This is a genomic window from Cupriavidus sp. BIS7 (assembly GCF_000292345.1).
Taxonomy (GTDB): Bacteria; Pseudomonadota; Gammaproteobacteria; order Burkholderiales; family Burkholderiaceae; genus Cupriavidus.
On record NZ_ALOU01000035.1, the window covers coordinates 49,039 to 72,649 of the forward strand.

At 66.4% G+C, this 23,611-nt stretch carries 20 protein-coding genes; all 20 read right to left on the bottom strand.

Annotation, left to right across the window (positions count from 1 at the left end):
* Positions 1–12: 12 nt before the first annotated feature.
* Positions 13–1,749 (bottom strand): SulP family inorganic anion transporter, encoded by a 1,737-nt coding sequence (locus B552_RS0112875; RefSeq protein ID WP_157160245.1) that lies wholly within the window; start codon positions 1,747–1,749, stop codon positions 13–15.
* 233 nt (positions 1,750–1,982) lie between these two features.
* On the bottom strand, positions 1,983–2,387 hold the full coding sequence (locus B552_RS0112880; protein WP_019449437.1) for an SRPBCC family protein: 405 nt from the start codon (positions 2,385–2,387) through the stop codon (positions 1,983–1,985).
* A gap of 109 nt (positions 2,388–2,496) precedes the next feature.
* A complete protein-coding gene (locus B552_RS0112885) occupies positions 2,497–3,807 on the bottom strand; it encodes an MFS transporter (protein WP_019449438.1) in 1,311 nt (436 codons plus the stop codon).
* Between the two features lie 139 nt (positions 3,808–3,946).
* Positions 3,947–5,245, bottom strand: a complete 1,299-nt coding sequence (locus B552_RS0112890; RefSeq protein ID WP_019449439.1) for a TAXI family TRAP transporter solute-binding subunit — start codon at positions 5,243–5,245, stop codon at positions 3,947–3,949.
* Between the two features lie 332 nt (positions 5,246–5,577).
* Positions 5,578–6,654 (bottom strand): Rieske 2Fe-2S domain-containing protein, encoded by a 1,077-nt coding sequence (locus tag B552_RS0112895; protein ID WP_019449440.1) that lies wholly within the window; start codon positions 6,652–6,654, stop codon positions 5,578–5,580.
* A gap of 90 nt (positions 6,655–6,744) precedes the next feature.
* The gene (locus tag B552_RS0112900; protein ID WP_026035608.1) at positions 6,745–7,980 is read right to left on the bottom strand and encodes an NADH:flavin oxidoreductase; all 1,236 of its coding nucleotides are present in this window, start codon (positions 7,978–7,980) and stop codon (positions 6,745–6,747) included.
* Positions 7,981–7,987: 7 nt separating this feature from the next.
* Positions 7,988–10,456 (bottom strand): efflux RND transporter permease subunit, encoded by a 2,469-nt coding sequence (locus tag B552_RS0112905; RefSeq protein WP_026035609.1) that lies wholly within the window; start codon positions 10,454–10,456, stop codon positions 7,988–7,990.
* Positions 10,457–10,494: 38 nt separating this feature from the next.
* A complete protein-coding gene (locus B552_RS0112910; protein ID WP_019449443.1) occupies positions 10,495–11,457 on the bottom strand; it encodes a YCF48-related protein in 963 nt (320 codons plus the stop codon).
* Between the two features lie 72 nt (positions 11,458–11,529).
* Positions 11,530–12,732, bottom strand: a complete 1,203-nt coding sequence (locus B552_RS0112915; protein ID WP_019449444.1) for an acetyl-CoA C-acyltransferase — start codon at positions 12,730–12,732, stop codon at positions 11,530–11,532.
* 13 nt (positions 12,733–12,745) lie between these two features.
* Complete coding sequence (locus B552_RS0112920) at positions 12,746–13,201, bottom strand: MaoC family dehydratase (protein WP_019449445.1); 456 nt, start codon at positions 13,199–13,201, stop codon at positions 12,746–12,748.
* Positions 13,202–13,255: 54 nt separating this feature from the next.
* The gene (locus B552_RS0112925) at positions 13,256–14,068 is read right to left on the bottom strand and encodes an SDR family oxidoreductase (protein ID WP_019449446.1); all 813 of its coding nucleotides are present in this window, start codon (positions 14,066–14,068) and stop codon (positions 13,256–13,258) included.
* A complete protein-coding gene (locus tag B552_RS0112930; protein ID WP_019449447.1) occupies positions 14,065–15,267 on the bottom strand; it encodes an acyl-CoA dehydrogenase family protein in 1,203 nt (400 codons plus the stop codon). The genes B552_RS0112925 and B552_RS0112930 overlap by 4 nt, the downstream gene beginning before the upstream one ends.
* Positions 15,254–16,435: an acyl-CoA dehydrogenase family protein gene (locus B552_RS0112935; RefSeq protein ID WP_019449448.1), complete on the bottom strand. Its 1,182-nt coding sequence runs from the start codon at positions 16,433–16,435 to the stop codon at positions 15,254–15,256. Before B552_RS0112935 ends, B552_RS0112930 begins: the two co-directional genes overlap by 14 nt.
* 17 nt (positions 16,436–16,452) lie before the next feature.
* A complete protein-coding gene (locus B552_RS0112940; RefSeq protein ID WP_019449449.1) occupies positions 16,453–17,328 on the bottom strand; it encodes an SDR family oxidoreductase in 876 nt (291 codons plus the stop codon).
* A gap of 10 nt (positions 17,329–17,338) precedes the next feature.
* Positions 17,339–18,490, bottom strand: a complete 1,152-nt coding sequence (locus B552_RS0112945) for an acetyl-CoA C-acetyltransferase (protein WP_019449450.1) — start codon at positions 18,488–18,490, stop codon at positions 17,339–17,341.
* Positions 18,491–18,510: 20 nt separating this feature from the next.
* Positions 18,511–19,584: an acyl-CoA dehydrogenase family protein gene (locus B552_RS0112950; RefSeq protein WP_019449451.1), complete on the bottom strand. Its 1,074-nt coding sequence runs from the start codon at positions 19,582–19,584 to the stop codon at positions 18,511–18,513.
* A 19-nt stretch (positions 19,585–19,603) separates the two neighbouring features.
* A complete protein-coding gene (locus B552_RS0112955) occupies positions 19,604–20,770 on the bottom strand; it encodes an acyl-CoA dehydrogenase family protein (RefSeq protein WP_019449452.1) in 1,167 nt (388 codons plus the stop codon).
* 14 nt (positions 20,771–20,784) lie between these two features.
* Positions 20,785–21,549, bottom strand: coding sequence for an enoyl-CoA hydratase family protein (locus B552_RS0112960; RefSeq protein ID WP_019449453.1), 765 nt, complete (start codon positions 21,547–21,549; stop codon positions 20,785–20,787).
* Between the two features lie 49 nt (positions 21,550–21,598).
* Positions 21,599–22,705, bottom strand: a complete 1,107-nt coding sequence (locus B552_RS0112965; protein ID WP_019449454.1) for a nitronate monooxygenase — start codon at positions 22,703–22,705, stop codon at positions 21,599–21,601.
* Positions 22,702–23,604 (bottom strand): enoyl-CoA hydratase, encoded by a 903-nt coding sequence (locus tag B552_RS0112970; RefSeq protein ID WP_019449455.1) that lies wholly within the window; start codon positions 23,602–23,604, stop codon positions 22,702–22,704. The genes B552_RS0112965 and B552_RS0112970 overlap by 4 nt, the downstream gene beginning before the upstream one ends.
* Between the last annotated feature and the right edge of the window lie 7 nt (positions 23,605–23,611).

The following is a 23,611-nucleotide window of genomic DNA, read 5'->3' on the forward strand; positions in this document are numbered from 1 at the left end:
TTATCGAGCATCTCACGCCGGCTTGGCGGGGGGTGCAGGTGTGGGCGCGGGGCTCGGCGGCTGCACGTCACGGAGGACCACCACCGCCTCCTCCACGGTCAAGAACATCCGGTGATGTCCGGGTTCCCCGGCAAGCGCGCGATAAGTCTCCAGTTCTTCCAGTACGCCTTCAGGTACGGCAACCGTGGCGATACCTACGCCACGCCGCTCCAGCTCCTCGCGAAGCTGCTGCAGTGTCTTGCCAGCGGTATAGTCGATATTGAAGATCTCGGAAGCATCGATGACCACCCACTTCACCGGTGCATTCGTCTGCTCGACGAGTTTCAGGACTTCCTCCATGAAGCGGCCCGAGTTTGCATAGAAGACATCCGCCTCGAAGCGATACGCAACGATGCCCGGGGCCGCAAACAGGTCCGGCGCCACCTGGTGTGCATCCCAGTGGCCGCTCGGATGCGGCGTCAGCACACGGGTGCGCAGCCGGTAGCTGTAGCGCGTATGGTCAAGCAGCGACAGCAGCACCGCGGCCAGGATGCCATGCATGACGTCGACAAACACCACCACACCGGCAGTGATCAGCGCGATGAGAAACTCATCCTTCTGCACGCGAAACAGCTCGGTCATGCCTTTCACGTCGATCAGCTTCACGCCGATCATGAAGACGATTGCGGACAGCACCGCAGCCGGCAGGAAGCTCAGCGGCCCGGTCAGGAACAGCAGCACCAGCAGCACGATGACGGCCGTGGTCAGGTGGGCGAACTGAGTTCTCCCGCCAGCATCATCAACCATCTCCGTCTTGGTCGGGCTGCCGTTGACGACGAATGTCCCGGTTAGCGCAGCCACCGCATTTGCACCGGCAAGGCCGACGATGTCGAGGTTGTCGTCGCCACGCTCGTTGTAGCGGTTGGCATAGGCCCGGGCAGTTGCCGCACTCTGCGCGATGATGACGATGAAACAGGAGGCGGCGGTCACCAGTACCTGCTCCATATGTGCAGGATGCAACGGCGGCAATGACAGCGACGGCAATCCGCTGGGCACCTTGCCGATGACCTCGATGCCATGCTGCGAGAAATTGAATACCACACTGCCGACTATCGAGCCAATCACGGCAATCAGCGCGCCCGGAGCGCGTGGCACGAAGCGCTTGCAGCCAAGGATCACCGCCAGCACCGAGAACGAGAGCACGGTCGTGACCAGGCTTAACTCGCCAAGCCGCTGAAATACCGATGCAAGTTGAAGGAGCGGCCCGTGTCCTTGTTTGGCCAGCCCGAACAGCCCGGAAAGCTCCCCAACGGCGACCTGTATGCCGACGCCCGTGAGGAAGCCGATCAGCGCGCTGCGCGACAGGAAATCCGCAAGAAAGCCAAGGCGAAGCACCCGCGCGAGCACAAGCAGGACGGCAACGGCCAGCGCCACCTCACTGGTAAGACCGACATACTCCGGGCTGCCCAGCGCGGCCACCGCTACCAGGGAACTGGCAAGGATGGCGGCAGTAGCCGAATCGGCCGCAACAACCAGGTGTCGCGACGCCCCCAGCAGTGCAAATGCCACAAGGGGCAGCAATATCGTGTAGAGACCCGTGACGGTCGGTGTGCCCGAGATCTTGGTGTACCCCATCACCTCCGGAATCCCGAGCGCCGCCAGCGTAATGCCGGCGACGACGTCGTGCGGCAATTGCGCCCGGTTGATTGGCAACAGCCCTTTCAGGAAAGGCATGCGACGTATGGGAGCATCGGTCGGGGTGGTCGCCATTTTCTTGTGCTCCTCGAAGGAGGGAGATGTGTTCTCCGGTGCACGCGACTGCAACCCGCCCGACCGGCTACCGCGCAGGACGCGCCGTGCCGATCAAAAAGTTGAGGAATCAGGCACATTCCCGCTTCGCTACATCATAGTGTCACGATCGCGCGAGGCCATAGGGAAGACATGCTGCCATGCAGCAATCAGAAGCCAGGGGCGGGCAGACAAAGCCCGCAGGCAGTGCCTCGTCAGTGCGATTCGACGTACCGCTTGAAATTGTTCAGGATGGCCTGCCACCCTTGTTGTTGCTGCTCGACCGGGTACACCGTTTCGGCGTCGAAGCTCACACGCACCGTCACACCCGATGGCGCATCGAGAAACTCGACCTGGGCATTCCGGTCCCCAAAGGCGTACTCGATCCGTTTGTTTTCAACGATCTTCGTATAGGTCCCGGCGAAATCGAACCCCATGCTGCCGTCCTTTGCCTCCATCCGCGAGGAAAAGGCGCCACCCTCGCGCAAATCGACCGTGGCGGCCGTCGTGTGCCAGTCGGCAGACGCGGCGTTCCACTGCTTGATGTCTTCCGGCGTCGTGTAGGCACGCCATACGTTTTCAATCGGGGCTGCAACGGTGGTTTCAACGGTGATCTTCATGGTCCCTTATCGTCCTTGTTGGTGCGCCTGGCGCTCTTGATGAAGTCGTTCGATAACCTCGGCAATGCGGGCCGACTATAGTTCACCAGATTGATCCGTGCAATCGCGTCTATGTAGGCTTGGCTTCCCGGCTCTCGTTCGGCAGCCCGGCTTCGGCGCCTGCAGCCTGCTCGCCATCCCTGGTGGCAATCAATGCTTTCGGCGTCAGCGGAATCACGGCCAGGATCAGGGCGTACACGGCGGTGGTCGCGATGACGCAGTAGGCAAATCCGTGTGCGGCGTCGCTGTTGTAGATCCATGACCCCAGCAGATCGCCCGCACGCCCGGACAGCGCCAGCACGCCATCCACCAGCATCATCAACGTGCCTTGCAGGCCAGGCGGACACGACCGCATGGCAAGGTCCAGGTACGCCGCCGTGGCGATGCCGCCCATCAGCCCGATCGGCGCCGCAAGTACCAGGGCCAGATCTGCGGAGCGAATGAATGCCAGCGGAATCATCTGCGGCACGGCGACGATCGTCCCCCACCACAGCAGCTTGTTCAGCGCCACCCTTTTGCACAGGTAGCCATATAGCAGGAACGTCGGCACAAACGCAGCGGCAAAGATCCCGTTGTAGTACGAGTAGATCGAGTCCGATGCATGCAGCTCGTTGGCCAGATAGAACTGCAGCGGCGTAGCCGCTCCGGGGGCGAAGTTCCATAGAAAGCAGATCAGCACCGCGGGATAGACAGCCCTGTGCCTGAGCAGCCGCCTGACATTCCCGACGAAATCGGTAGCCCGCGCTTGCGGCGCTTCGTAGACCCGGCGGAATACCGAGGCTGGCTTCCAGATCGCCAGCGCGGCAATCAGCAGATTGATCATCGCCACCAGGAAGAAGGCCTCCTGCGGCGGAAGATGATCCGACACATAGCCGGACGCGAACGCTCCCGCCACGACCGGCACGGAACCCACCACGTTCCATAGCGCGCTCAGGCGGCCGGACATGAGCTTCTCCTGGCCCACCAGCGCGATCAACCCCTGGTACGCGGCCGCGACGAACCGGAACGACAGCATGGCCACCAGCGTCCCGGTCAGCAATCCCGCGTACGAGAACCGCAGGTGCACCATCCAGATGCACGCCACCGCAGTAACCGGCGCGAAGATCAGGAAGTAGCCGCGATCGCGCAATCCCAGCGGGCTCCACTGGTCGCGCACGAGACCGAAGACGAACGCGACGTACACGGGGATGCCCGTCACGAGCCGGAATGTGGAAATCTGCGTCGCCGTGGCGTGCAACTGGTTCTTGAGCAGGTACGACGTCTGGATATCGACAAGGGCGCCGGCCGGCGTTGCCAGGTAGACAAACAGCGTCAGCCAGCCGAAGTACAGCAAGGTTCGGTCGCGGCCTTCGGAGCCATCACGATCAGAGGCGGCCAGCATTGTTGCACCCAAACGCAAGACTGCGGTCTCGACCTGTTCCGGACTTCCAATCGGAACGGCTCGCAGCGCCACATCGGCATATGGCAACTGCTCGCAGTAAGTGTAGGCAAAAAATGCGCTGGCGCCGGGACCGGCTCCCCTACTCCTTCACCTTCTCGGCCGCTTGCAGGATCCGGTTCCGCACGACGGCGATGGCCTGCTTGAGGGCGTAGACATCCTGAAAATAGCGCTGCGGCATCTGTATCTGGCTGGCGTGCGCGTCGATCTGCTCGATTTCATCGCGCCACTGCGCAATCTGCTGCCGCGTGGGCTGCCCGCTTCTCCATATTTCGTCCTCCAGCGCCTTGATTTCGCGATACCAGACCACGAGCCGGCTCTTGATCCGCGATTCCGCCAGACGCGGCAGTGCCTGCAGAAAGCCCAGCAGCAGGGCCATGAACGGGACCAGGATCAGCAGGCGTCTTTCGACAAAGCTGGCAAGCCAGAATGGCAGATACCTCTGCAGGAACGGACGGCCCGATTTGAAGAAGCGCGTGCTTTCCTCGGAAACGGGAAATTCGTTGGTGTTCAGGTTGGGAAACGTGCCGAGCGGCGTGAAGTAGTCTTCGCCGCCGTGGACGGATTTGGCCGCTTCCAGCAGCAGGTAGACCAGAGCCGGGTGCAGCGTGTCCTTGGATACGAGCAGGGCCTTGGCGGCCAGCAGCGTGACATCACGCTGCGGAAGATCGTTGACGATGCTGGTTGAGGCGCGCGGGAAAACAATCTTGGAGAGCGACGGGAATTTCTGCACCAGCGCATCGGCCTGCGCAAAGCTCATCAGCTTCAGATCGCTGTTCAACAGCGTCTGCTGCATCTCCGCATCCGGCCTGCCAATAAAGAAGGCGGCGTCGATCTGCCCGCTCTTGAGGCCCTGATATGCCGCGCCAGCATCCATCTGCAGCAGCGTGGCATTCCCTGCGGTAATGCCGCTATGCGCAAGCAATACGCGGGCAACCTGAAGCAGGCCGCTGCCGGGCACGCCTACGGACACCTTTTTTCCTTGCAGTTGGGACAGGCGGTCCAGGGTGGCGGCGCCACGATAAAACACCCAGATCGGCTCATAGGAAACGGCGGCGATGGTCTCCAACCCGTCAGTTTCGTCCGGAGGGACAGTGCCTGACTGGATAAATCCCACCTCGTATTCGCTATCCGGGTTCTTCAGCCGCTCATAGTTCTCGATCGAACCGGAAGAACTGCGGATATCAAGCGTGATGCCTTCGCGTTTCAGGACGGGCGCGTAGCGATCCGCAAAGCCGCGATAGATTCCCTTGTCCGCCCCGGTCGTAATGACAATCGTGCGCTGGATGGCAGGCTTGAGAACCGCCGCCAGCGACCAGCCAAGCGCGGCAATCAGCAGGATGACTGCAATGATGAAAAACCGCCGCCTGCCTGCTGTCATCGGGGGATTCTGGCTGCGGCGAAGAGCTGGATCGCGCCTGGGCATTGGCGTTCCCCCTCGTCAGGCTTTGCCCAAGCGTGGGGAAATCAGGACTACCGCATTGAAATCCGCCATCGTTGATCGACCCCTGGTTTTTTTCGTATTTCTACGATACCAGATTGTCGTTTTGCATCCCCCGATTTCCGCCCCGGGGGCCCCGCGCAATAGGGTGGCACTGATGGCAACTGAATCTCCGCGCTGTCCTTTGGCGGGTGGGTAACGGGCTACTGAAGGCGAGCGGGCGCCCAGGCCGGCCAACCGGTCTGGGCGCCCGCTAGAACCCAGCCCCGCCCTCAGCCTTCAAACACGTGCGTCAGCGGCGGCGGCGCGATGCCGCCCGGATTGAGCGCGGACTCGCGCCGTGCCACCATGCTCGGCCGCACCTGCTCCACGTCGGTATAGAACTGCTGGTACCACTCGCGCATCTGGTAGACCGGCCCGTCGCCTTCGCACAGCAGCGGGTTGTCGATGCGGATCTTGCTGTCCCAGATCGCCACGTCCTCGTAGAACGCCTCGCGCGCCTGCGCCACGTAGGCCTGCGCGATCTCGTCGTTCTGCGCGTCGGACAGGCCCGGGATCTTCTTCACCAGCACGCCGTAGCGCAACTCGAAGCTGTTGAGGTCGATCGGCACATGGCAGTTCAGCAGGATCGAATGAATGTCCTGATCCCCCATGCGCCCGGTCATCTCGGTGATGTGGTACGCGGGGCCGAAGTAGGTCGAGTGCGCGGTCAGCCGTGCGTCGCCGGACAGCCTGGCGCTGCGCCCGATCATCAACTGCGTGCCCTTGTGGGCTTCGAACAGGTTGCCGAAGTAGTCCACGGGCGCGCCGTGCACGGTGCCGAAGTGCGCCATGTCGGACAAGTTGTCCACCAGTTCACGGCAGTTGGTGCCAATTACCATCTTGTCGAGCGCCCACGCCGACCAGTCCGGCGAAAAGCACGCGTCGATACGCGGGATGGCCACTTCGGACGGCGCCGGGTTGCCTTCCGGGTCATGCCAGATAAACAGCAGGTGGTTCTGTTCGCTCACTTCCCACGCACCAATGCGCGCCTTGGGCGGTACACGCTTGCAGTACGGAATCTCCTTGCAGGCGCCGTCGCCACCCCATTTCCAGCCATGGAACGGGCACACCAGCTGGTCCCCCTGCACGGTGCCGGTACTGAGGTCGGCGCCCATGTGCGGGCAGTAGCCGTCAATCACGCGGATGGCGCCGGTGGAATCGGCAAACGCCGCCAGGCGCCGGCCAAAGATATTCAGCGTGTGCGGCTTGCCGTCGCGGTAGTCGTTGGCCAGCCCCAGGCAATGCCAGCCGCGCGCATAGCGGGGTTCGGGCGGGCGCGATTCAATCTTGTAGCCGTTGGCGATCATGACGAGTGTCTCCTTGTTGTCCCGTGCAGGTGTTTCACGATACGAGCCGCGCGCATGCGGCTCATCGTCCCAATGGACTACTACCGCCGGCTACTCCCGGGCCAGCACGCCAGTCAGCGCCGGGTCATTGCCCGGACCATGCACGCAGCTGACGCCGGCGGGGTCATAGATGCGGGCCACGCAGCCATTGCAGCTATCGCAGGCAGAATGCGTCACGGTGCCGTCGCGCCAGTGCGCGACCAGCGCCGGGTCGTGGATCAGTGCGCGGGCCAGGGCGATGCAATCGAAGCCCTCGCCCATCAGGCGGCCTACGTTGTCCAGCGACTTGACGCCGCCGACATACGCCAATGGCATCTTCACCGCCTGCCGCACCACGCGTGAAGCCTCCAGAAAGTACATCTCGCGGAATACCAGGTTGCGCGGCGTGCGTTTTTCCAGCATGTCGATGCCGAACCGCGCCATCGCATTCGGTGCGGCAGCCCGCATCTGCGCGGTCGGCATCGGGCTGCCGAACAACGCCCATGGGCTTTCCACGTTGCGCCCGCCGCTCAGCGTCAGCAGATCGGCGCCCTCCGCCTCCAGGATGCGCGCCATCGCCGCCGAATCCGCTGGCGTGTTGCCGCCGGGCACGCCATCGCTGACGCTGATCTTGCAGCCAACCGCCATCCCTGCGCCGACGGCATCCTTGACCTGCTGCAGCACTATTGCCGGAAAGCGCGTGCGATTCTCGACGCTGCCGCCAAACGCATCGCGCCGCCGGTTGCTGAGCGGGGACAGAAACTGATTGAGCAGGTAGCCGTGGCCCATATGGATTTCCACGGCATCGAAGCCCGCCTCGCGCGCCAGCCGCGCCGCCAGCGCAAAATCGGCCGCCACCCGCGCCATATCCGGCTCGCGCATCGCGCGCTGGAAATACACGCCATGCATCATGCCGAACGCATTGATGCCTGACGACGCGCTGCCCGGCGCACGGCTGCCGCCGTGGCGCATGGTGGTGAAGGACCCGGCATGGGTGATCTGCAGGCAGGCCGCCGCGCCTTCGCGGTGCACGGCATCGGTCAGCACGCGCAGGTGCGGCACCTGCTCGGCCCGCATGCTGATCTGATGTGCGAACGTCAGACCGTTGTCGGCCACTGCGGCATACGCCACGGTGGTCATGCCCACGCCGCCTGCGGCCAAGTCCCGGTGGTGCTTCACCAGCGCCTGCGTCGGCAGGCCATGCGGTGTCATCCCTTCGTTTGCACCGGCCTTGATAAAGCGGTTGCGCAGCGTCAGCGGGCCGATGCGGACGGGCTCAAAGGCCACGGCGGCCGTGGATGGAGTCATGATGGGCTCAGGCTTCAACGCGCTCTCCGGCGATACCTGCTTCCGGCTGCCACGCGCCGTGGCCGCCGCGCCGCACCCGCGCACGCTCCTCGGCCTCCACGCCCAGCCACGCTGCCAGTGCCGGCAACAGCGACACCGCGCCGAACAGGTTCACCAGGAACATGAACGCCAGCAGAATGCCCATATCGGCCTGGAACTTCAGCGCGGCAAACGCCCAGGTGCCCACGCCGATGAACATCGTCAGCGCCGTGAACAGTGCCGCCGAGCCGCGCTGGCGCATTGCCTCGGCAAACGCCTGCGGCAGGTTCTGGCCTTCTTCGCGGATCTGGTGCTGGATGCGTTCGTACAGGTAGATGCCGTAGTCCACCCCGACGCCAACGCCGAGCGTGATGACCGGCAGCGTGGACACCTTCAGACCGATGCCCAGCCGCGCCATCAGCGCATTGCACAGTACGGACACCAGCGTCAGCGGCACGATGATGCACAGCACAGCGCGCCACGAGCGGAACGTCAGCAGGCACAGCAGCGTGATCGCGCCGAAGATCGACAGCAGCATGGCCACCTCGGCCTGCTCCACCGCCTCGTTGGTGGCCGCCATCACGCCGATATTGCCGCCAGCCAGACGGAATGCCACGTTGGGCGTCTTGTCCTCGGCAGTAAAGCGGCGGATCTCGCGGATGATGTGGGCGATGGATGCGCCTTCATGATTGGCCGTGTAGATCAGCACCTGGATGGCCTGGCAGTTCGGCGTGTTCATGCCGTTGTCCGGGTCGAAGGCCTTGGCGCCCTGGCTCAGGCCATCGCTGCTGCGCGGCAGCGCCTCCCAGCGCGGATTGCCCTCGTTGAAGGCGCCGATCACCACCTTGGCCAGCGACGACACGCTCACCACCGACTGCACGCCGGACACGCCACGCATATGCATCTCGAAGCGTTCCACGGCGCTCATGACCGGGTAATGCAGGCAGGCGTCGTCGAAGCCCGTGGGCTCCACCACCACGGTCAGTGCATCCGAGCCGATGTTGTACTGGTTGACCACGGCACTGCTGTCGCGGTTGTAGCGCGAATCGGCACGCAGTTCAGGGGCGCCGCTGCCCACATCGCCAATCTTCAGGTTGCGCGATTCGACGGCACCAATGCCCAGCAGCACCAGCGCAACAGCAAACACCCCCAGCGCCGGCGCCGGCCGTGCCAGCGCGCCGAACCTGCGCCACGCGCCTTGCGCGCCGCCCTTCGCGCCACGCGCACGCGCCGCCGCCAGCGCGGACGGCTCCAGCTTGGTATAGGACAGCAGGATCGGCAGGAACACCTTGTTGGTCACGATCATCAGCAGCACGCCCAGGCAGGCGGTAATGCCAAGCTCGCGCACAATGTCGATCTCGATGCGCATGATCACCATGAAGCCCAGCGCATTGGTCAGCAGCGCCACGGTACCGGGGATAAACAGCTTGCGGAACGCTGCACTGGCGCTGGCGAGCGGGCTGTGCCCCTGCACCAGTTCCTGCTTCCAGGCATTGGTCATCTGCACCGCGTGCGAAACACCGATCGAGAAGATCAGGAACGGCACCAGGATCGACATCGGGTCGATGCCGTAGCCCAGCAGCGGCAACAGCCCCAGCAGCCAGCCCACCGGCAGCAGTGCCACCACCAGCGCCAGCAGCGTGGTGCGCAGCGAACGCGTATAGAGCCACAGCAGCAGCGCCGTCACCACAAAGGCCAGCGCAAAGAAGCCCATCACGCCGGCAATGCCCTCCTCCACGTCGCCAACCAGCTTGGCGAAGCCGACGATATTGACATCGACGTCGGTGCCGCCGAACTCGGCACGCAGCTTCTCCAACTGGCGCGCAACAGAGCTATAGTCGATGGTCTTGCCGGTGGCCGGGTCCGTATCGCGCAGTTCGGCACGGATCAGCGCGGACTTCAGGTCATTGCTGACAAGTCGTCCGATCTGGCCGGAGCGCGCCACGTTGCGCCGCACGCGGTCCAGTTCATCGGGCTGGCCCGAGAAGCGTCCCGGCACCACCACATCGCCGCGAAAGCCCGCCTCGGTCACCTCGGTGTAGCGCACGTTCGGCGTGAACAGCGAGAACACGCGCGAGCGGTCCACGCCGGGGATGAAGAACACTTCATCGGTTGCACGGCGCAGCTTGTCCATGAACGCTGCGTTGTAGATATCGCCGTCGCCCTTCCAGCGCAGGCTGACCAGCACCGTGTTGGCGCCGGAGAACGTGGTGGCGTACTTGGTGAACACCTGCATGTACGGATGCTGCAGGGGAATCATCTTGTTGAAGCCGGGATCGAGCCGCAGCCGCGTGGCGGAAAAGCCGAGCGCCACGGTAACAGCCAGGCACAGCACCAGCAGCACGCGGCGCCAGCGCATCAAGAGGCTTGCGCAGGTGTCGACAAGGCGGCCGGCGTTGCCGCTACGGCTGCTATGGCCACTTTGCCCGATCGGGCCAGAGGATTGGGGGCGTTTCATGATCGTTCTCGCAATCGCAATCGTTCAGGCGGGGGGATTCAGCGGGCGGCAGCCAGCGTCAGGCCGGCAATGCCATCGTCGCCGCCCAGCGCCAGCGTGTCCTTGGTAGCCAGGGCCAGCGCGGCAAGGGTCTGCGGGCTGCCGGCCGGCAACGCGGCGAAGTGGCGCCCGCCATCGGCGGACAGCACCAGCGTGCCGCCCTGCCCGGCCAGCACGACGCGGCCGTCGGGCAGTTCGATACCGCCAAAGAAGGATGTCTTGAGGCCGGTTTCGGCCGGCTGCCAGCTAGTGCCGAAGTCCTCGCTGCGCAGTACGTTGCCACGCATGCCGAACGCCAGCCACGCGCCGTCGCGCAGCGGCAGCGCGCCATACAGCGAGCCTTCGTACGGCACCTTCACGGTTTCCCAGTGGCCGCCGTTATCGGTCGAGCGCATCACCAGCCCGCCCTCGCCAACCAGCATCAGGCGTCCTTGCGTGTCGCCAGACAAGGCATTGAGATGGCGGTCCTGCATGGCCTTGTCGGCGGCGTCCTGCCAATGTTTGCCCTGGTCGCGCGAAACCAGGAAGCGGCCAAAGCTGCCGACCGCGAACCACGGTCCTTCGCGCAGTGCCCACGCACCGAGCAGCGGGTCCGATGACTGCGTGTCGAAGGCCGTCTGCTGCCAGTGCCCGCCGCCGTCCTCGGTGCGCAGAATCCAGCCGCTGTGCCCCACCGCCACGCCATGCTGGCTGTCCGCAAAAGCAACTTGCGTCAGTGTGGCGCCTTGCGGCTGCTCCACAACGGCACCGCGCCAGTTGCGGCCCTGGTCATCGCTCAGCAGGATCTTGCCGCGCTCGCCCACGGCCACCAGCCGATCGCCGGCACGCGCAATACCATTGATCTGCAGGCCGTCGGGCCGCAGCGCCGTGGCCGGGAACGGCGGCAGCGGACGCGGGGCAAAGGCCCAGACCGCAGTGCCAAGTACCGCCAGTGACATGGCGATGCCGATCAGTCGTTTCATGTTGTCTCCTCCGGATGGAGAGGCAGGCGGCAGGCGGCCTCGTAACGGGCCGTTCCTTGCCCCGGCCTGTGATTACAGGATGTCGAACAGCGCGGCGGCACCCATGCCGCCACCGATGCACATGGTCACCACGGCCTGCTTCACGCCGCGGCGCCGGCCTTCGATCAGCGCGTGCGCGGTCATGCGAGCGCCCGACATGCCGAACGGATGACCGACCGAGATCGCGCCGCCGTTGACGTTCAGGCGCGCATCGGGAATGCCAAGCTGCTGCTGGCAATACAGCACCTGGCACGCAAACGCCTCGTTCAGCTCCCACAGGCCAACGTCGGCCACGGTCAAGCCATGGCGGGCCAGCAGCTTGGGCACGGCGAATACCGGACCAATGCCCATCTCGTCTGCCGCGCAGCCCGCTACCGCCATGCCACGGAAGCGGCCCAGCGGGCGCAGGCCGCGCTGGCGCGCCTCGTCGCCGCTCATCAGCATCACGGCCGCCGCGCCGTCCGAAAGCTGGGAGGCATTGCCAGCGGTGATGTGCTCGCCCTGGGAAATCACCTGCCCGCCGCTCCAGACCGGCTTCAGTGACGCCAGGCTTTCTCCGGTGGTGTCGGGCCGGTTGCATTCGTCTCGATCAAGCCGGACGGTCTCGTGGCCGGTCAGCACGCCAGCCTTGTCGAACAGCGCGCGCCGCGTTTCCAGCGGCACGATCTCGTCGTCGAACGCGCCGCGACGCTGGGCGTCCGCCGTACGCTGCTGGCTGCGCCACGCATAGGCGTCCTGTTCCGCGCGGCTGATGCCGTAGCGGCGCGCCACCACCTCGGCGGTCTCGATCATCGCCATGTAGGCCGCCGGCTGCCGGGCCAGCACCGCTTCGGACTGCGCGCGATAGCTGTTCTTGTGCTTGTTCTGCGTGAGGGAAATGGATTCCACGCCGCCGGCCACGATGATGTCGGCCTCGCCGCACTGGATCGCGCGGGCACCTGCGGCAATGGTCATCAGGCCGGAGCCGCACATGCGGTCCATGGTCATGCCGGGCACACTGTCCGGCAGACCGGCCGCCACCGCGCACAGGCGGCCAAGGTTGTAGCCCTGGGTGCCCTGCTGCGCGGCCGCGCCAATCAGCACGTCCTCCACGGCGGCAGGGTCCACGCCCGCGCGCTCCACCACTGCGCGCACCACGTGGCCGCCCAGCACTGGCGCCTCTGTATCGTTGAACGCTCCGCGGAAGGCCTTGCCGATCGGCGTACGCGCGACGGCAACGATGACTGCGTCTTTCATGCTCGATTCCCTCTTAGAAGTAGTAGCGGCTGATGGTTTCAACCACGCAGGCCGGTTTGTCCTCGCCCTCGATTTCCACCGTCATGCGCACCACCGACTGCACGCCCCCCGGCAACGTCTCGGCCCGCACCAGTTCGCCCACGCCACGCACACGCGCGCCCACGCGCACCGGTGCCGGAAAGCGAACCTTGTCGCACCCGTAGTTGACCCCCCACTTCATGCCCTCCACCGTCACCAGCTCCGGCAGGAACTGGTTGACCAGCGCCAGCGTCAGGTAGCCATGGGCGATGCACGCGCCAAACGGGCCGTTGGCGGCGCGTTCCGGATCGACGTGCAGCCACTGATGGTCGCCAGTGGCATCGGCAAACTGGTTGATCTGGACCTGCGTGATCCGCGTCCAGGCGCTCTCGCCAAGGCGTTGGCCGACGGCGTTGTGGATCTCATCGGCCGAACGGAAAATTCGCGGCATCTGCACCTCCAAAGTTGTCCTGCATACCTGCCGCGCGTCACCTGCCTTGCGCGCTCAGGCCCTCTGACTGCTTACCGGCAGCACTTCGCCCGTCATGTACGACGCGTAGTCGCTCGCCAGAAACACCATCACGTTGGCCACTTCCCACACCTCCGCGGCACGCCCGAACGCCTCGCGCTCGCTCAACTGCCGCAGCAGGTCGGCCGGTGCCGACTTCTTCAGGAAGTCGTGCAGCGCGATGCTTGGCGCCACAGCGTTGATGCGCACGCCGAACTCGGCGGCCTCCATCGCGCTGCAGCGCGTCAGCGCCATCACGCCAGCCTTGGCGGCCGCGTAATGGGACTGCTCCTTCTGCGCGCGCCAGCCAAGCACGGACGCGTTGTTGACGATGGCCCCGCGCCCGCGTGCCTGCATGTGCGGGAGCATGGCCCGCGTCATGCGGAAAGTGCCAGTGAGGGAAATATCGATCACGCGCGACCACTCGGCATCGTCCATCTCGACTAGGCGCCGGGAGCCGCCAAGGCCGGCGTTGTTGATCAGTACGTCCGTGCCGTCCAGCGCTTCCTCTGCCGCCGCCACAAGTGCGCGCACCTGCTCTTCCTTCGAGACATCGCAGACCTGCCCGTGGATCGCCTGCAGCCCGGTCTCGTCGCGCAGGCGCGCCACCGCTTCTTCCAGCCGCTTCTGGTGGATGTCGGAAATCATCAGCGCGCGGCAGCCCTCCTCCGCGCAGCGGCGCGCAGCCGCAAAGCCGATGCCCGCGCCAGCGGCCGCCGTGATCAGCACGCTCTTGCCGGCCAGCAGTTGATGGCCGGGCACGTAGGCCGGCGGGTGGATCGTTTGGAAGCTTTCGGTTTGCAGGGTCATGACTGTCCTCTTGCCTCGCGGGGCATGCCGAGCCCACGCTCGGCGATGATGTTGAGCTGGATTTCGTTGGTGCCGGCGTAGATCGTGTCGGCGCGGGAGAACAGCGCCATCTGCTGCAGGCGTGTGCGGCGCGTATCGCCGCCGTCGAGCACGTTGGCAAGCGGCCCCAGCACGTCCAGCGCAAGCTGTCCGAGGTCGCGATGCCAGTTGGACCAGTAGTACTTGTAGATCAGCGCCTCGCGCTGCAGTGCCGTGCCACCGTCATGGTCTGCCTGCGCCGAGCAGGCCAGCATGCGCAGCGCGTTGGCGCGCATCACGCGCAGACCGGCCCAGGCGCGTGCAATGCGATGACGCACCACCGCATCGCGGCTGGCGCCGTTGGCGCGCGCCGTCTCGGCCACCCACTCAAGCTCATGCGTGAACTGCATCTGCTGGCCCAGCGTGGAAATGCCGCGCTCGAAGCCGAGCAGCGCCATCGCAATGCGCCAGCCGTCGCCGGGCTCGCCGATCACATCGGCGGCTGCCGCACGCGCACCATCGAAGAACACCTCGTTGAATTCGGCGCCGCCGCCCATCTGCCGGATCGGGCGGATTTCGACGCCGGGCTGGTCCAGCGGCAGCATCAGGAAGATCAGGCCCTTGTTGCCGTGCGATCCCGGCTCGCTGCGCGCCAGCACGAAGGTCCAGTCCGAATCATGCGCGAGCGACGTCCACACCTTCTGTCCGCTGACCAGCCAGTCACCGCTGGCCGCATCGCGCACGGCGCGCGTGCGCACATTGGCAAGATCCGATCCGGCGCCCGGCTCCGAGTAGCCCTGGCACCAGAACGTGGTGCCCGCGCGGATGCCCGGCAGCAGGCGCGCCTTCTGGTCGTCCGTGCCGAAGGCGATCAGCGTTGGGCCGATCAGCCCTTCGCCGATATGGCCCATGCGGCCCGGGCCGCCCGCGCGCGCGTATTCCTCGTGAAAGATCACCTGCTGCATCAGCGGCAGATCGCGCCCGCCAAGCGCCTGCGGCCAGCCCAGCGCTGTCCAGCCGCCTTCGGCCAGACGCCGTTCCCACGCCTTGCGCAGTTCTGGAAACGCTTCCTCGTCGCCGGGGCCGCCACGGTGCTTCAGGCAGGCGAACTCGCCGGCCAGGTTGGCCGCCATCCACGCAGCCACCTCGGCGCGGAATGCCAACTCTTCATTCGCTGTCATGCTGTACTCCATGTGCATGTCCGTCCGCCGGCCCATGTGCGTGGGCGGCGATGTACGCGAGCGCCGCGCCAGCGCCACCGAGCCAGCCGCTGGCGGCCTGCGCGCGCTTGAAATAGAGCTGCGGGTCGTACTCCCACGTGAAGCCGACCCCGCCGTGCAGCTGGATCGCTTCCTGCGCGCAGAAGCGCAGCGCGTCATCGGCCGCCACGCATGCGGCGGCGACATCGAGGCGGGCGGCACCGGCGTCGGCGCCATGCCATGCCTGGGCCGCCCCGTACACGGCGGAGCGTGCCGCCTCCACCAGCACCATCATTCGGGCACAGCGATGCTTGACCGCCTGGAACGACGCGATGGCACGCCCGAACTGAACGCGCTCGGACACATAGGCCACCGTCAGGTCCAGGCACTGCTGAGCGGCGCCAAGCTGCTCGGCCGCCAGCATCAACTTGCCATGCCACCATGCGTGGGCCAGCCCTGCTGCCGCAGCGTCACCGCGCACCAGGCATGCGTCGGCGCTGACGTGCAACCCATCCAGGCGCAGCGCAGCGAGGGGGCGCGTACGATCGAGCGAGTCGAGCGATTGCAATGCGAAGCGCGACTCCCCGACCAGCAAGGTCGGTTCCAGCACGAACAGCGCGGGTGCGCCATCGTCAAGCCGGGCCGGCACCAGCAGCCAGTCGGCGCCAGCGGCATCGGCAACCTGCGCGACGCTGCCGCGCAGCACGAAGCCCTGCGCATCGGCCTGTGCGGTGATGGAGACGCTGTCAAACTGGCAGCCGCCATCGTCCGGCAGCGCCACGGCGGCACGCGTTTCGCCGCAGGCAAGGCGTTCCAGCCATGGCGCACTGCCGTGTGTATCGAGGCTGGCCTGCAGTGCCGGTGCCGCCACGCAAACCGCGGACCAGAACGGCACGCACGCGAGCCGCTGGCCAAGCTGTTCCTGCAGCAGCACCAGTTCCGGCGCGCCGAGGCCCGCGCCGCCCACAGCCTCGGGCAGCGCAATGCCGCACCAGCCCAGTTCTGTGGAGATCGCGTGCCAGAGCGCTTCGTCATGAGCGGGACCCGCTTCGGTCGCACGCCGCACGGCCGCCGAGTCGCTTTGCGCGGCCAGGTAGTCGCGCGCGCTGTCGCGGATCATTTGCTGTTCGACGGAAATGGAGAGATCCATGGCTGTCGCTCGATCGATCACGCGCCGTAGACCGCTTGCGGAGCGGTGGCCCGCGCCAGCAGGTCACCCACCGCCGCGCCCAGTTCGGCCGGCTGCCAGCGCGCGCCCTTGTCGGACTTTGGTCCGGTGCGCCAGCCGTCGGCCATGGAGATCATGCCGCCAGCCGCCTCGAACATGCGCCCGTTGACGTGCGCGGACTCGGCACTGGCCAGCCAGACCACCAGCGGCGCGACATTGGCCGGGTCGTAGTAGTCAAAGCCGTCGCTCGGCGCCTTCATCATGTCGGCAAACACCTGCTCGGTCATGCCGGTGCGTGCGGCGGGCGCCAGCGCATTGGCCGTGATGCCGTAGCGCCCCAGTTCCGCGGCCTGCACGAGCGTCAGCGCAGCAATGCCGGCCTTGGCCGCCGCATAGTTCGACTGGCCAACCGATCCCTGCAGCCCCGCGCCGGAGCTGGTGTTGATGATGCGTGCGTCGATCTTCTGGCCAGCCTTGGCCGCATCGCGCCAGCGCCGGGCCAGCAGGTTGGCCAGGCAGAAGTGGCCGCGCAGATGTACGCGCATGACGTCGTCCCAGTCCGCTTCGGTCAGGCTGACGAACATGCGGTCGCGGCAGATGCCGGCGTTATTGACCAGTGCATGCACTTCGCCGAACGCCGCTACGGCGGCATCGACGATGCGCTGGGCCGTGGCAAGCTGCGTGATGTCGTCATCGCTGGCCAGCGCCGTGCCGCCGGCTGCGCGGATCTCCGCGCAAACCGCTTCGGCGGCCTCGCGCCGGATATCGTTGACCACCACATTGGCGCCCTCGGCCCCGCAGGCCAGCGCATAGGCCCGGCCCAGTCCGCCGCCGGCGCCGGTAATGATGACGGTGCGTGCGTCGCAAAGTCCCATGGCGTACTCCTTACAACCGTTCAATGATGGTGACGTTGGCAAGGCCACCGCCTTCGCACATCGTCTGCAGGCCATAGCGCCCGCCCGTGCGTTCCAGTTCGTGCAGCAGCGATGTCATCAGGCGCGCGCCGGTGGCGCCCAGCGGATGGCCCAGCGCGATGGCGCCGCCGTTGGGGTTGGTGCGCTCGGGCGCATAGCCGGTTTCGGCCAGCCAGGCCATCGCCACCGAGGCAAACGCCTCGTTGATTTCCACCACGTCGATATCGGAGATGCTCAACCCGCTGCGCTCCAGCGCGCGCTTGGTGGCCGGAATCGGCGCGGTCAGCATCCACAGCGGGTCATCGCCCATCACGCTCATATGGGCAATGCGCGCACGCGGCTTGAGCCCGTAGCGCTTGACCGCCTCCCCGGAGACGATCAGCAGCGCGGCGGCAGCGTCGGCGGTCTGGCTCGATACTGCGGCAGTCAGCGTGCTGCCGGGCATCAGCGGTTCCAGCGTGGCCATTTTTGCCAGCGTGGTGTCGGGGCGCGGTGTCTCGTCATGCTTCACGCCTTCGCACGGCACGATCTCGCGTGCGTAATGGCCTGCCTCGATTGCGGCCACCGCGCGACGGTGGCTTTCCAGCGCATACGCTTCCATCGCATCGCGCGACAGCTTCCAGTGGTCGGCAATACGCTGCGCGGCGTGGAACTGCGACACCGGTGCATCGCCAAAGCGCGCCTGCCAACCCTTGCTGCCCGAGAACGGATCGGCAAAGCCCAGCGCCTGTCCCGCCAGCATGGCCGACGAGATCGGGATCTGCGTCATGGTCTGTACGCCGCCCGCGATCACCACGTCCTGCGTGCCGCTCATGACCGCCTGCGCGGCAAAGTGCACGGCCTGCTGCGACGACCCGCACTGGCGGTCAACGGTGACACCGGGCACCGTCAGCGGCAGGCCAGCGGCCAGCCATGCGCTGCGGGCGATATTGCCGGCCAGCGGGCCGATCGTGTCGACGCAGCCGAACACCACGTCGTCATAGTCCTCGGCAGGAATGCCATTGCGGCGCACCAGTTCGGCCAGCACGAAGCCGCCCAGGTCCGCGCCGTGCATGTGTGACAGTCCACCCTTGCGGCGGCCCGTGGGCGTGCGCAGGGCGTCAACGATATAGGCGTCTCTCATGGTCATCTCGTTCCTTGAATTCAGGCGAAGGTCGCACCGGCGCCGATCTCGTGCGCGCCGTCGAGGATTTGCGCGCCGAGGCGCGCCTTGTGAAAGGCCCGGTCGCCCCAGCTATCGGCCAGGGCCCAGGCACGCTTGGCAAAGATCTGCAGGTCCAGTTCCCACGTGTAGCCCATTGCGCCATGCACCTGGATGGCCTGGCGTGCCGCGGTCCACGCGCAGCGCGCCGCGGCAACACGGGCGTGCGAGACATGAAGCCCGGCATGGGCCGAACCGTGCGCAAGCGCCGCTGCCGCACGGAACAGCACCGGCTTGGCAAATTCAAGCTGGATCGCCACGTCGGCCAGCAGGTGCTTGACCGCCTGATACGTGCCGATAGCCTTGCCGAACTGCTTGCGCTGCGTGCTGTAGTCGATTGCGAGGTCCAGCATGCGCTGCGTGAGCCCCAGTTGCTGCGCGGCCACGCCCAGCGCGCCACGGTTCAGCGCGCCATCCCACAGGCCCGCAGCCGCATGCGCGGGCACCAGTTCGGTATCCGTGCCGGGTGTCCAGTCCAACTCGAACAGGCGGCGCGACGGGTCCAGCGCGGTGCGCGGCGTCAGCGTGCACTGGTCGCGCCGCAGCAGGTGGATAGCGCCGTCATGCGCGCAGAGGATGGCGTCGGCCACATGCGCGTCGGCCACCAGCCGCATTTGCGGATGCGCCACCGCCACGCGGGCCTCGCCGGTGGCGATGCGGTCCAGCAATGTCGCGCAGCGGTCCTGCACCGACGCGTCCGGCGCCGCCGCCAGCGCATCGCGCAGCAGGCCCGCCGCCACCAGCGCGGTGTCCAGCAGCGGCTCAGGCAGCGCGAAGTAGCCGCACGCCTGCGCCAGCGGCGCCCATTCGACCTCGCCCAGCCCCAGCCCGCCCTGCTCGGGCGGCACCATCATGGCGGTCAGGCCCTGGTCGGCCAGTTGCTGCCACAGCGCGTCGGAACGGCCCGATTCGGTCGTCCATAGCTCGCGCGTCAGCTCGGGCGTCATCTCGGTCATCAGGAAGCGCCGGATTGCGTCGGCGAACTGTTCCTGCTCTTTGGTGAAAGTGAAATCCATGATCAGTTTCCCGGTACCTTCACGCGCGTGGCATGCCAAGCAGGCGCTCGGCGACGATGTTGCGCTGGATCTCGTTGGTGCCGGCGTAGATCGGCCCGGCCTGCGAGAACAGGAAGCCATCCAGCCAGTGGCCGAGCGACCCCGCCTGCGCACCGGCCGGTGCCACCTCGGCGGCCTGCCCAAGGATGGCCAGCGCGGTGTCGTGCATATGGATGTCCAGTTCGGACCAGAACACCTTGTTGGTGCTGGACTCCGCGCCGATATGGCCGCCGTGCACCAGTCGGCTGGCCGTGGCGTAGGTGGACAGCGTGTACGCCTCCGCATCCATCCACGCGCGCAGCACGGCTTCGCGCAGCGACGGGTCGCGGTCGGCCGCTTCCCGATGCTGCTGATACAGCTGCACAAGCGCACGCGCCGTCTGCTGGAAGCGTGCCGGCGAACGCAGCATCAGGCCACGCTCGAATCCGGCCGTGGCCATCGCCACCTGCCAGCCCGCACCCTCCGCCGCCAGCCGGTTTTCAACCGGCACGCGCACGTCGTCAAAGAAGATCTCCGCAAAACCGGTCTCGCCATTGAGCTGGCGGATTGGCCGCACGGTGATGCCCGGCGTGTCCAGCGGCACCAGGATGAACGTCAGCCCATGGTGGCGCGACGATGCCGGATCGGTACGGAACAGGCCAAACAGCCAGTCCGCCCATACCGCACGCGTGGACCAGATCTTCTGGCCGTTGATCACGTAGTCGTCGCCTTGCCGGATGGCGCTGCAGCGGATGGCGGCCATGTCGGAGCCAGCGTTCGGCTCTGACCAGCCCTGCGCCCAGACATGTTCGCCCGAGGCCATGCGCGGCAGGAAGCGCGCCTTCTGCGCGTCGGTGCCGAACTCCATCAGCGTGGGCCCCAGCAGGAAGATGCCGTTCTGGTTGACGCGCATCGGCGCGCCCGCGCGCCAGTATTCCTCTTCAAAGATCAGCCACTCGATCAGGTCGCAGCCGCGCCCGCCCAGTTCGGCAGGCCACGTGACCATGCTCCAGCGGCCCTGGTTGAGCGCGGCCTCCCACGCGCGGTGCTGGGCAAAGCCGGCCTCGGTATCGAAGCTTGCCAACGGCGTGCGCGGCACGTGGTCGGCCATCCAGGCGCGGACCTCGGCGCGGAACGCGCGCTGGGCGTCGGTGTATTCGATATGCATGATGGATTCCCGAATCAGGCGAAGCGGGCTTCGCGGCGCTCGACGAACGCGGCGCGCGCCTCGCCGGAATCGGCGCTCATATAGGCCTGCAGCGTGAAGCCCTGCTCCCAGCGGTACTTGTCCTCCAGGTTGCCGTCTTCCACGCCGTTGAGCGCCTCCTTGGCCAGTTGCAGCATGGCCGGGCTCTTCGTGGCGATACTGCGGGCCAGTGCCAGCGCGCTTTCGCGCAGCGCGTCTCGCGGCACCACGCGCTCGACCGCGCCAAGCCGGTAGGCCTCGGCCGCATCGATCATCTCGCCGGTGAAGTACATCGCCCGCACCTTCTGCACACCGAACATGCGCTGCAGGTGCGCGCCGCCGCCCATGGCGCCACGGTCAATCTCCGGTACGCCGAAGCGTGCGCATTCGGACGCCACGATGATGTCGGCCGCACCACAGATGCCGATGCCGCCGCCAAGCACAAAGCCGTGCACGGCCACAATCACCGGCTTGGGATTGCGGTGCACCGCGCGGAACGTGGCGTAGTTGCCGGCATTGACATCGACGATGCGCTGCGGGTGCGCGGCCAGTTCCTTGATATCGACGCCCGCGCAGAAGCCACGCCCTTCGCCGCGCAGCAGGATTACGCGCACGGCGGGATTGGTGCCGAGATCGTCGATGGCAGCAGCCAGCGCGTGCCAGCCGGCGCTGTCCAGCGCGTTGACCGGCGGGTGGTCAATCACCAGTTCAGCGACGCCTTCGGTGATCTCGATGTGGAATGGTTTGGCCGTTGTGTTCATGGGAGATCTGCCTGTCTAGTTGTCCTTGGGTATGGAGCCGTGAGCCGCCTCACGCGTGACTGTGCTCGCGCACCGCTTGTGGAGTGCCCGCCGTCAGCGCTTCAAGCCGCGTGCGCGCCTGGGCCACGATGTCCGACACGATCTGCTCGCACGGGACGATTGCGCCGATTGCCGCTGCGGCCTGTCCGCTCGGCAGTACGCCTTCGTCGGGATGCCCCTCCACCATCGCGCGCTGGATCAGCACCGGCGCGTTGGCGGCCATCAGCGTCTGGGCGGCGCTGTAGTCCTGCTCGCGTACCGCGCGCCACGCAGTGCCGAGCATCTGTGCGGTACGCATGCCGGTGCGCGCCTGCCATTTGCGGGCGGCATTCAGCGCCAGCCATGCGCGTCGCCACGGTCCGGCCTGTTCCAGTTCCAGCAGCAGCGCGTTGTCGATCATCCGCTGCGGCAGCCCGTCTATCGCCAGCGACACACGGATGCTGGCCGGGTCACGCACCTTGACGTACCGCTCCAGCGTCTGCGCTGGCACCGGCGATTCGCTGGACATCAGGAAGCGCGTGCCCATGGCCACGCCAGCTGCGCCATACGCCAGTGCCGCCGCAAGGCCGCGCCCGTCGAAGAAGCCGCCGGCCGCCACCACGGGAACGCGCACGCTGTCCAGCACCTGCGGCAGCAGCAGCGTGGTTGGCGTACCGCCGGTATGCCCGCCGCCCTCACCGCCCTGCACGGTGACCACGTCAGCGCCAAGCTCCACGGCCTTGGCGGCATGCTTGGCCGCGCCGACGGTGGGCATGCAGACCACGCCGGCCGCCTTCAGTCGGCCGATCATCGCGGCATCCGGCCCGCGCCCGTAGCTGACCCCGCGCAGCCGGTGGCGGATCGCCATATCGATCACCTCGTCCGCGTTCGGCTGGAACATATGGAAGTTGATGCCGAATGGCCGGTCGCTCGCCGCCTTGACGCGCAGGATCTCGCGCTCGACCTCGCCAGGCGGAATCGTCGCGCCGGCCAGGAAGCCGAACGCGCCGGCATTGCCGGTGGCCGCGACTAGCTTCGCGTCGGCCACCCACCCCATCGCGGTCTGGACGATCGGATAGCGGCAGCCGAGCAGGTCGCACAGCGCGGTGTGCAGGCTGTTCTGACTGGGGGCGCTCATGCCTTGCCCTCCGTGCTCTGGCCCTGCCCGGTGCGCTGGGATGCAGCCATAGCACGCGCATCGTAGCCGCCGAGCTTGTCACCGCTGACCAGTTCGTTGTGCGCGTGGGCGAAGTGGTGCCACGCAAACGCGGCATCCATCGCCGTGCGCTTGCCCTGCAACTCCTCCACATGGTTGACAGCCTGCTTGGTCAGCGTCAGGCCCAGACGCGGCATCTGCGCGATCTTCGCGGCCATGCCGTAGACGGTGTCCTCCAGCGCGTCACGCGGCACCACGCGGTTGACCATGCCCATGCGCTCGGCGCGCTCGGCGCCCATGCGCTCGCCCAGGAACAGGAATTCCTTGGCGATGCGCGGATGCAGTTCGTACGGATGAGCAAAGTACTCCACGCCCGGAATTCCCATGCGCACGACCGGATCGGCAAAGAACGCATCGTCGGACGCCACGATCAGGTCGCACACCCAGGCCAGCATCAGACCGCCGGCAATGCACGCGCCGTGCACCATGGCAATGGTCGGCTTGGGCAGTTCGCGCCAGCGCCGGCACATGCCGAGGTAGACCTCCTGCTCGCGCGCATAGAGGAATTCGCCACCGGGCTTGTTGACGTGGTCGTACCAGAGCGAGGTGCGATCGAACGATTCATTGATGTCGCGTCCGGGCGTGCCGATATCGTGGCCGGCCGAGAAATGCTTGCCGGCGCCGCGCAGCACGATGACCTTGACCGCGTCGTCGTCGGTGGCGCGCCGGTAGGCCTCGTCCAGCGCATACGTCATCTTCGAGTTCTGCGCGTTGTGGAATTCCGGCCGGTTCATCGTCACGGTGGCAATGCCGTCCGCGACCTCGTAAAGCACCTCGGCGGTGGGCCCCAGGGTGATGGGCTCGATGGCAGGTGTCGTCATGATGGCC

Excerpts from the sequence above, each read along its gene's own strand:
- B552_RS0112875 (WP_157160245.1), bottom strand. The coding sequence starts at position 1,749 with ATGGCGACCACCCCGACCGATGCTCCCATACGTCGCATGCCTTTCCTG.
- B552_RS0112880 (WP_019449437.1), bottom strand. The coding sequence starts at position 2,387 with ATGAAGATCACCGTTGAAACCACCGTTGCAGCCCCGATTGAAAACGTA.
- B552_RS0112885 (WP_019449438.1), bottom strand. The coding sequence starts at position 3,807 with ATGCTGGCCGCCTCTGATCGTGATGGCTCCGAAGGCCGCGACCGAACC.
- B552_RS0112890 (WP_019449439.1), bottom strand. The coding sequence starts at position 5,245 with ATGACAGCAGGCAGGCGGCGGTTTTTCATCATTGCAGTCATCCTGCTG.
- B552_RS0112895 (WP_019449440.1), bottom strand. The coding sequence starts at position 6,654 with ATGATCGCCAACGGCTACAAGATTGAATCGCGCCCGCCCGAACCCCGC.
- B552_RS0112900 (WP_026035608.1), bottom strand. The coding sequence starts at position 7,980 with ATGACTCCATCCACGGCCGCCGTGGCCTTTGAGCCCGTCCGCATCGGC.
- B552_RS0112905 (WP_026035609.1), bottom strand. The coding sequence starts at position 10,456 with ATGAAACGCCCCCAATCCTCTGGCCCGATCGGGCAAAGTGGCCATAGC.
- B552_RS0112910 (WP_019449443.1), bottom strand. The coding sequence starts at position 11,457 with ATGAAACGACTGATCGGCATCGCCATGTCACTGGCGGTACTTGGCACT.
- B552_RS0112915 (WP_019449444.1), bottom strand. The coding sequence starts at position 12,732 with ATGAAAGACGCAGTCATCGTTGCCGTCGCGCGTACGCCGATCGGCAAG.
- B552_RS0112920 (WP_019449445.1), bottom strand. The coding sequence starts at position 13,201 with ATGCCGCGAATTTTCCGTTCGGCCGATGAGATCCACAACGCCGTCGGC.
- B552_RS0112925 (WP_019449446.1), bottom strand. The coding sequence starts at position 14,068 with ATGACCCTGCAAACCGAAAGCTTCCAAACGATCCACCCGCCGGCCTAC.
- B552_RS0112930 (WP_019449447.1), bottom strand. The coding sequence starts at position 15,267 with ATGACAGCGAATGAAGAGTTGGCATTCCGCGCCGAGGTGGCTGCGTGG.
- B552_RS0112935 (WP_019449448.1), bottom strand. The coding sequence starts at position 16,435 with ATGGATCTCTCCATTTCCGTCGAACAGCAAATGATCCGCGACAGCGCG.
- B552_RS0112940 (WP_019449449.1), bottom strand. The coding sequence starts at position 17,328 with ATGGGACTTTGCGACGCACGCACCGTCATCATTACCGGCGCCGGCGGC.
- B552_RS0112945 (WP_019449450.1), bottom strand. The coding sequence starts at position 18,490 with ATGAGAGACGCCTATATCGTTGACGCCCTGCGCACGCCCACGGGCCGC.
- B552_RS0112950 (WP_019449451.1), bottom strand. The coding sequence starts at position 19,584 with ATGGATTTCACTTTCACCAAAGAGCAGGAACAGTTCGCCGACGCAATC.
- B552_RS0112955 (WP_019449452.1), bottom strand. The coding sequence starts at position 20,770 with ATGCATATCGAATACACCGACGCCCAGCGCGCGTTCCGCGCCGAGGTC.
- B552_RS0112960 (WP_019449453.1), bottom strand. The coding sequence starts at position 21,549 with ATGAACACAACGGCCAAACCATTCCACATCGAGATCACCGAAGGCGTC.
- B552_RS0112965 (WP_019449454.1), bottom strand. The coding sequence starts at position 22,705 with ATGAGCGCCCCCAGTCAGAACAGCCTGCACACCGCGCTGTGCGACCTG.
- B552_RS0112970 (WP_019449455.1), bottom strand. The coding sequence starts at position 23,604 with ATGACGACACCTGCCATCGAGCCCATCACCCTGGGGCCCACCGCCGAG.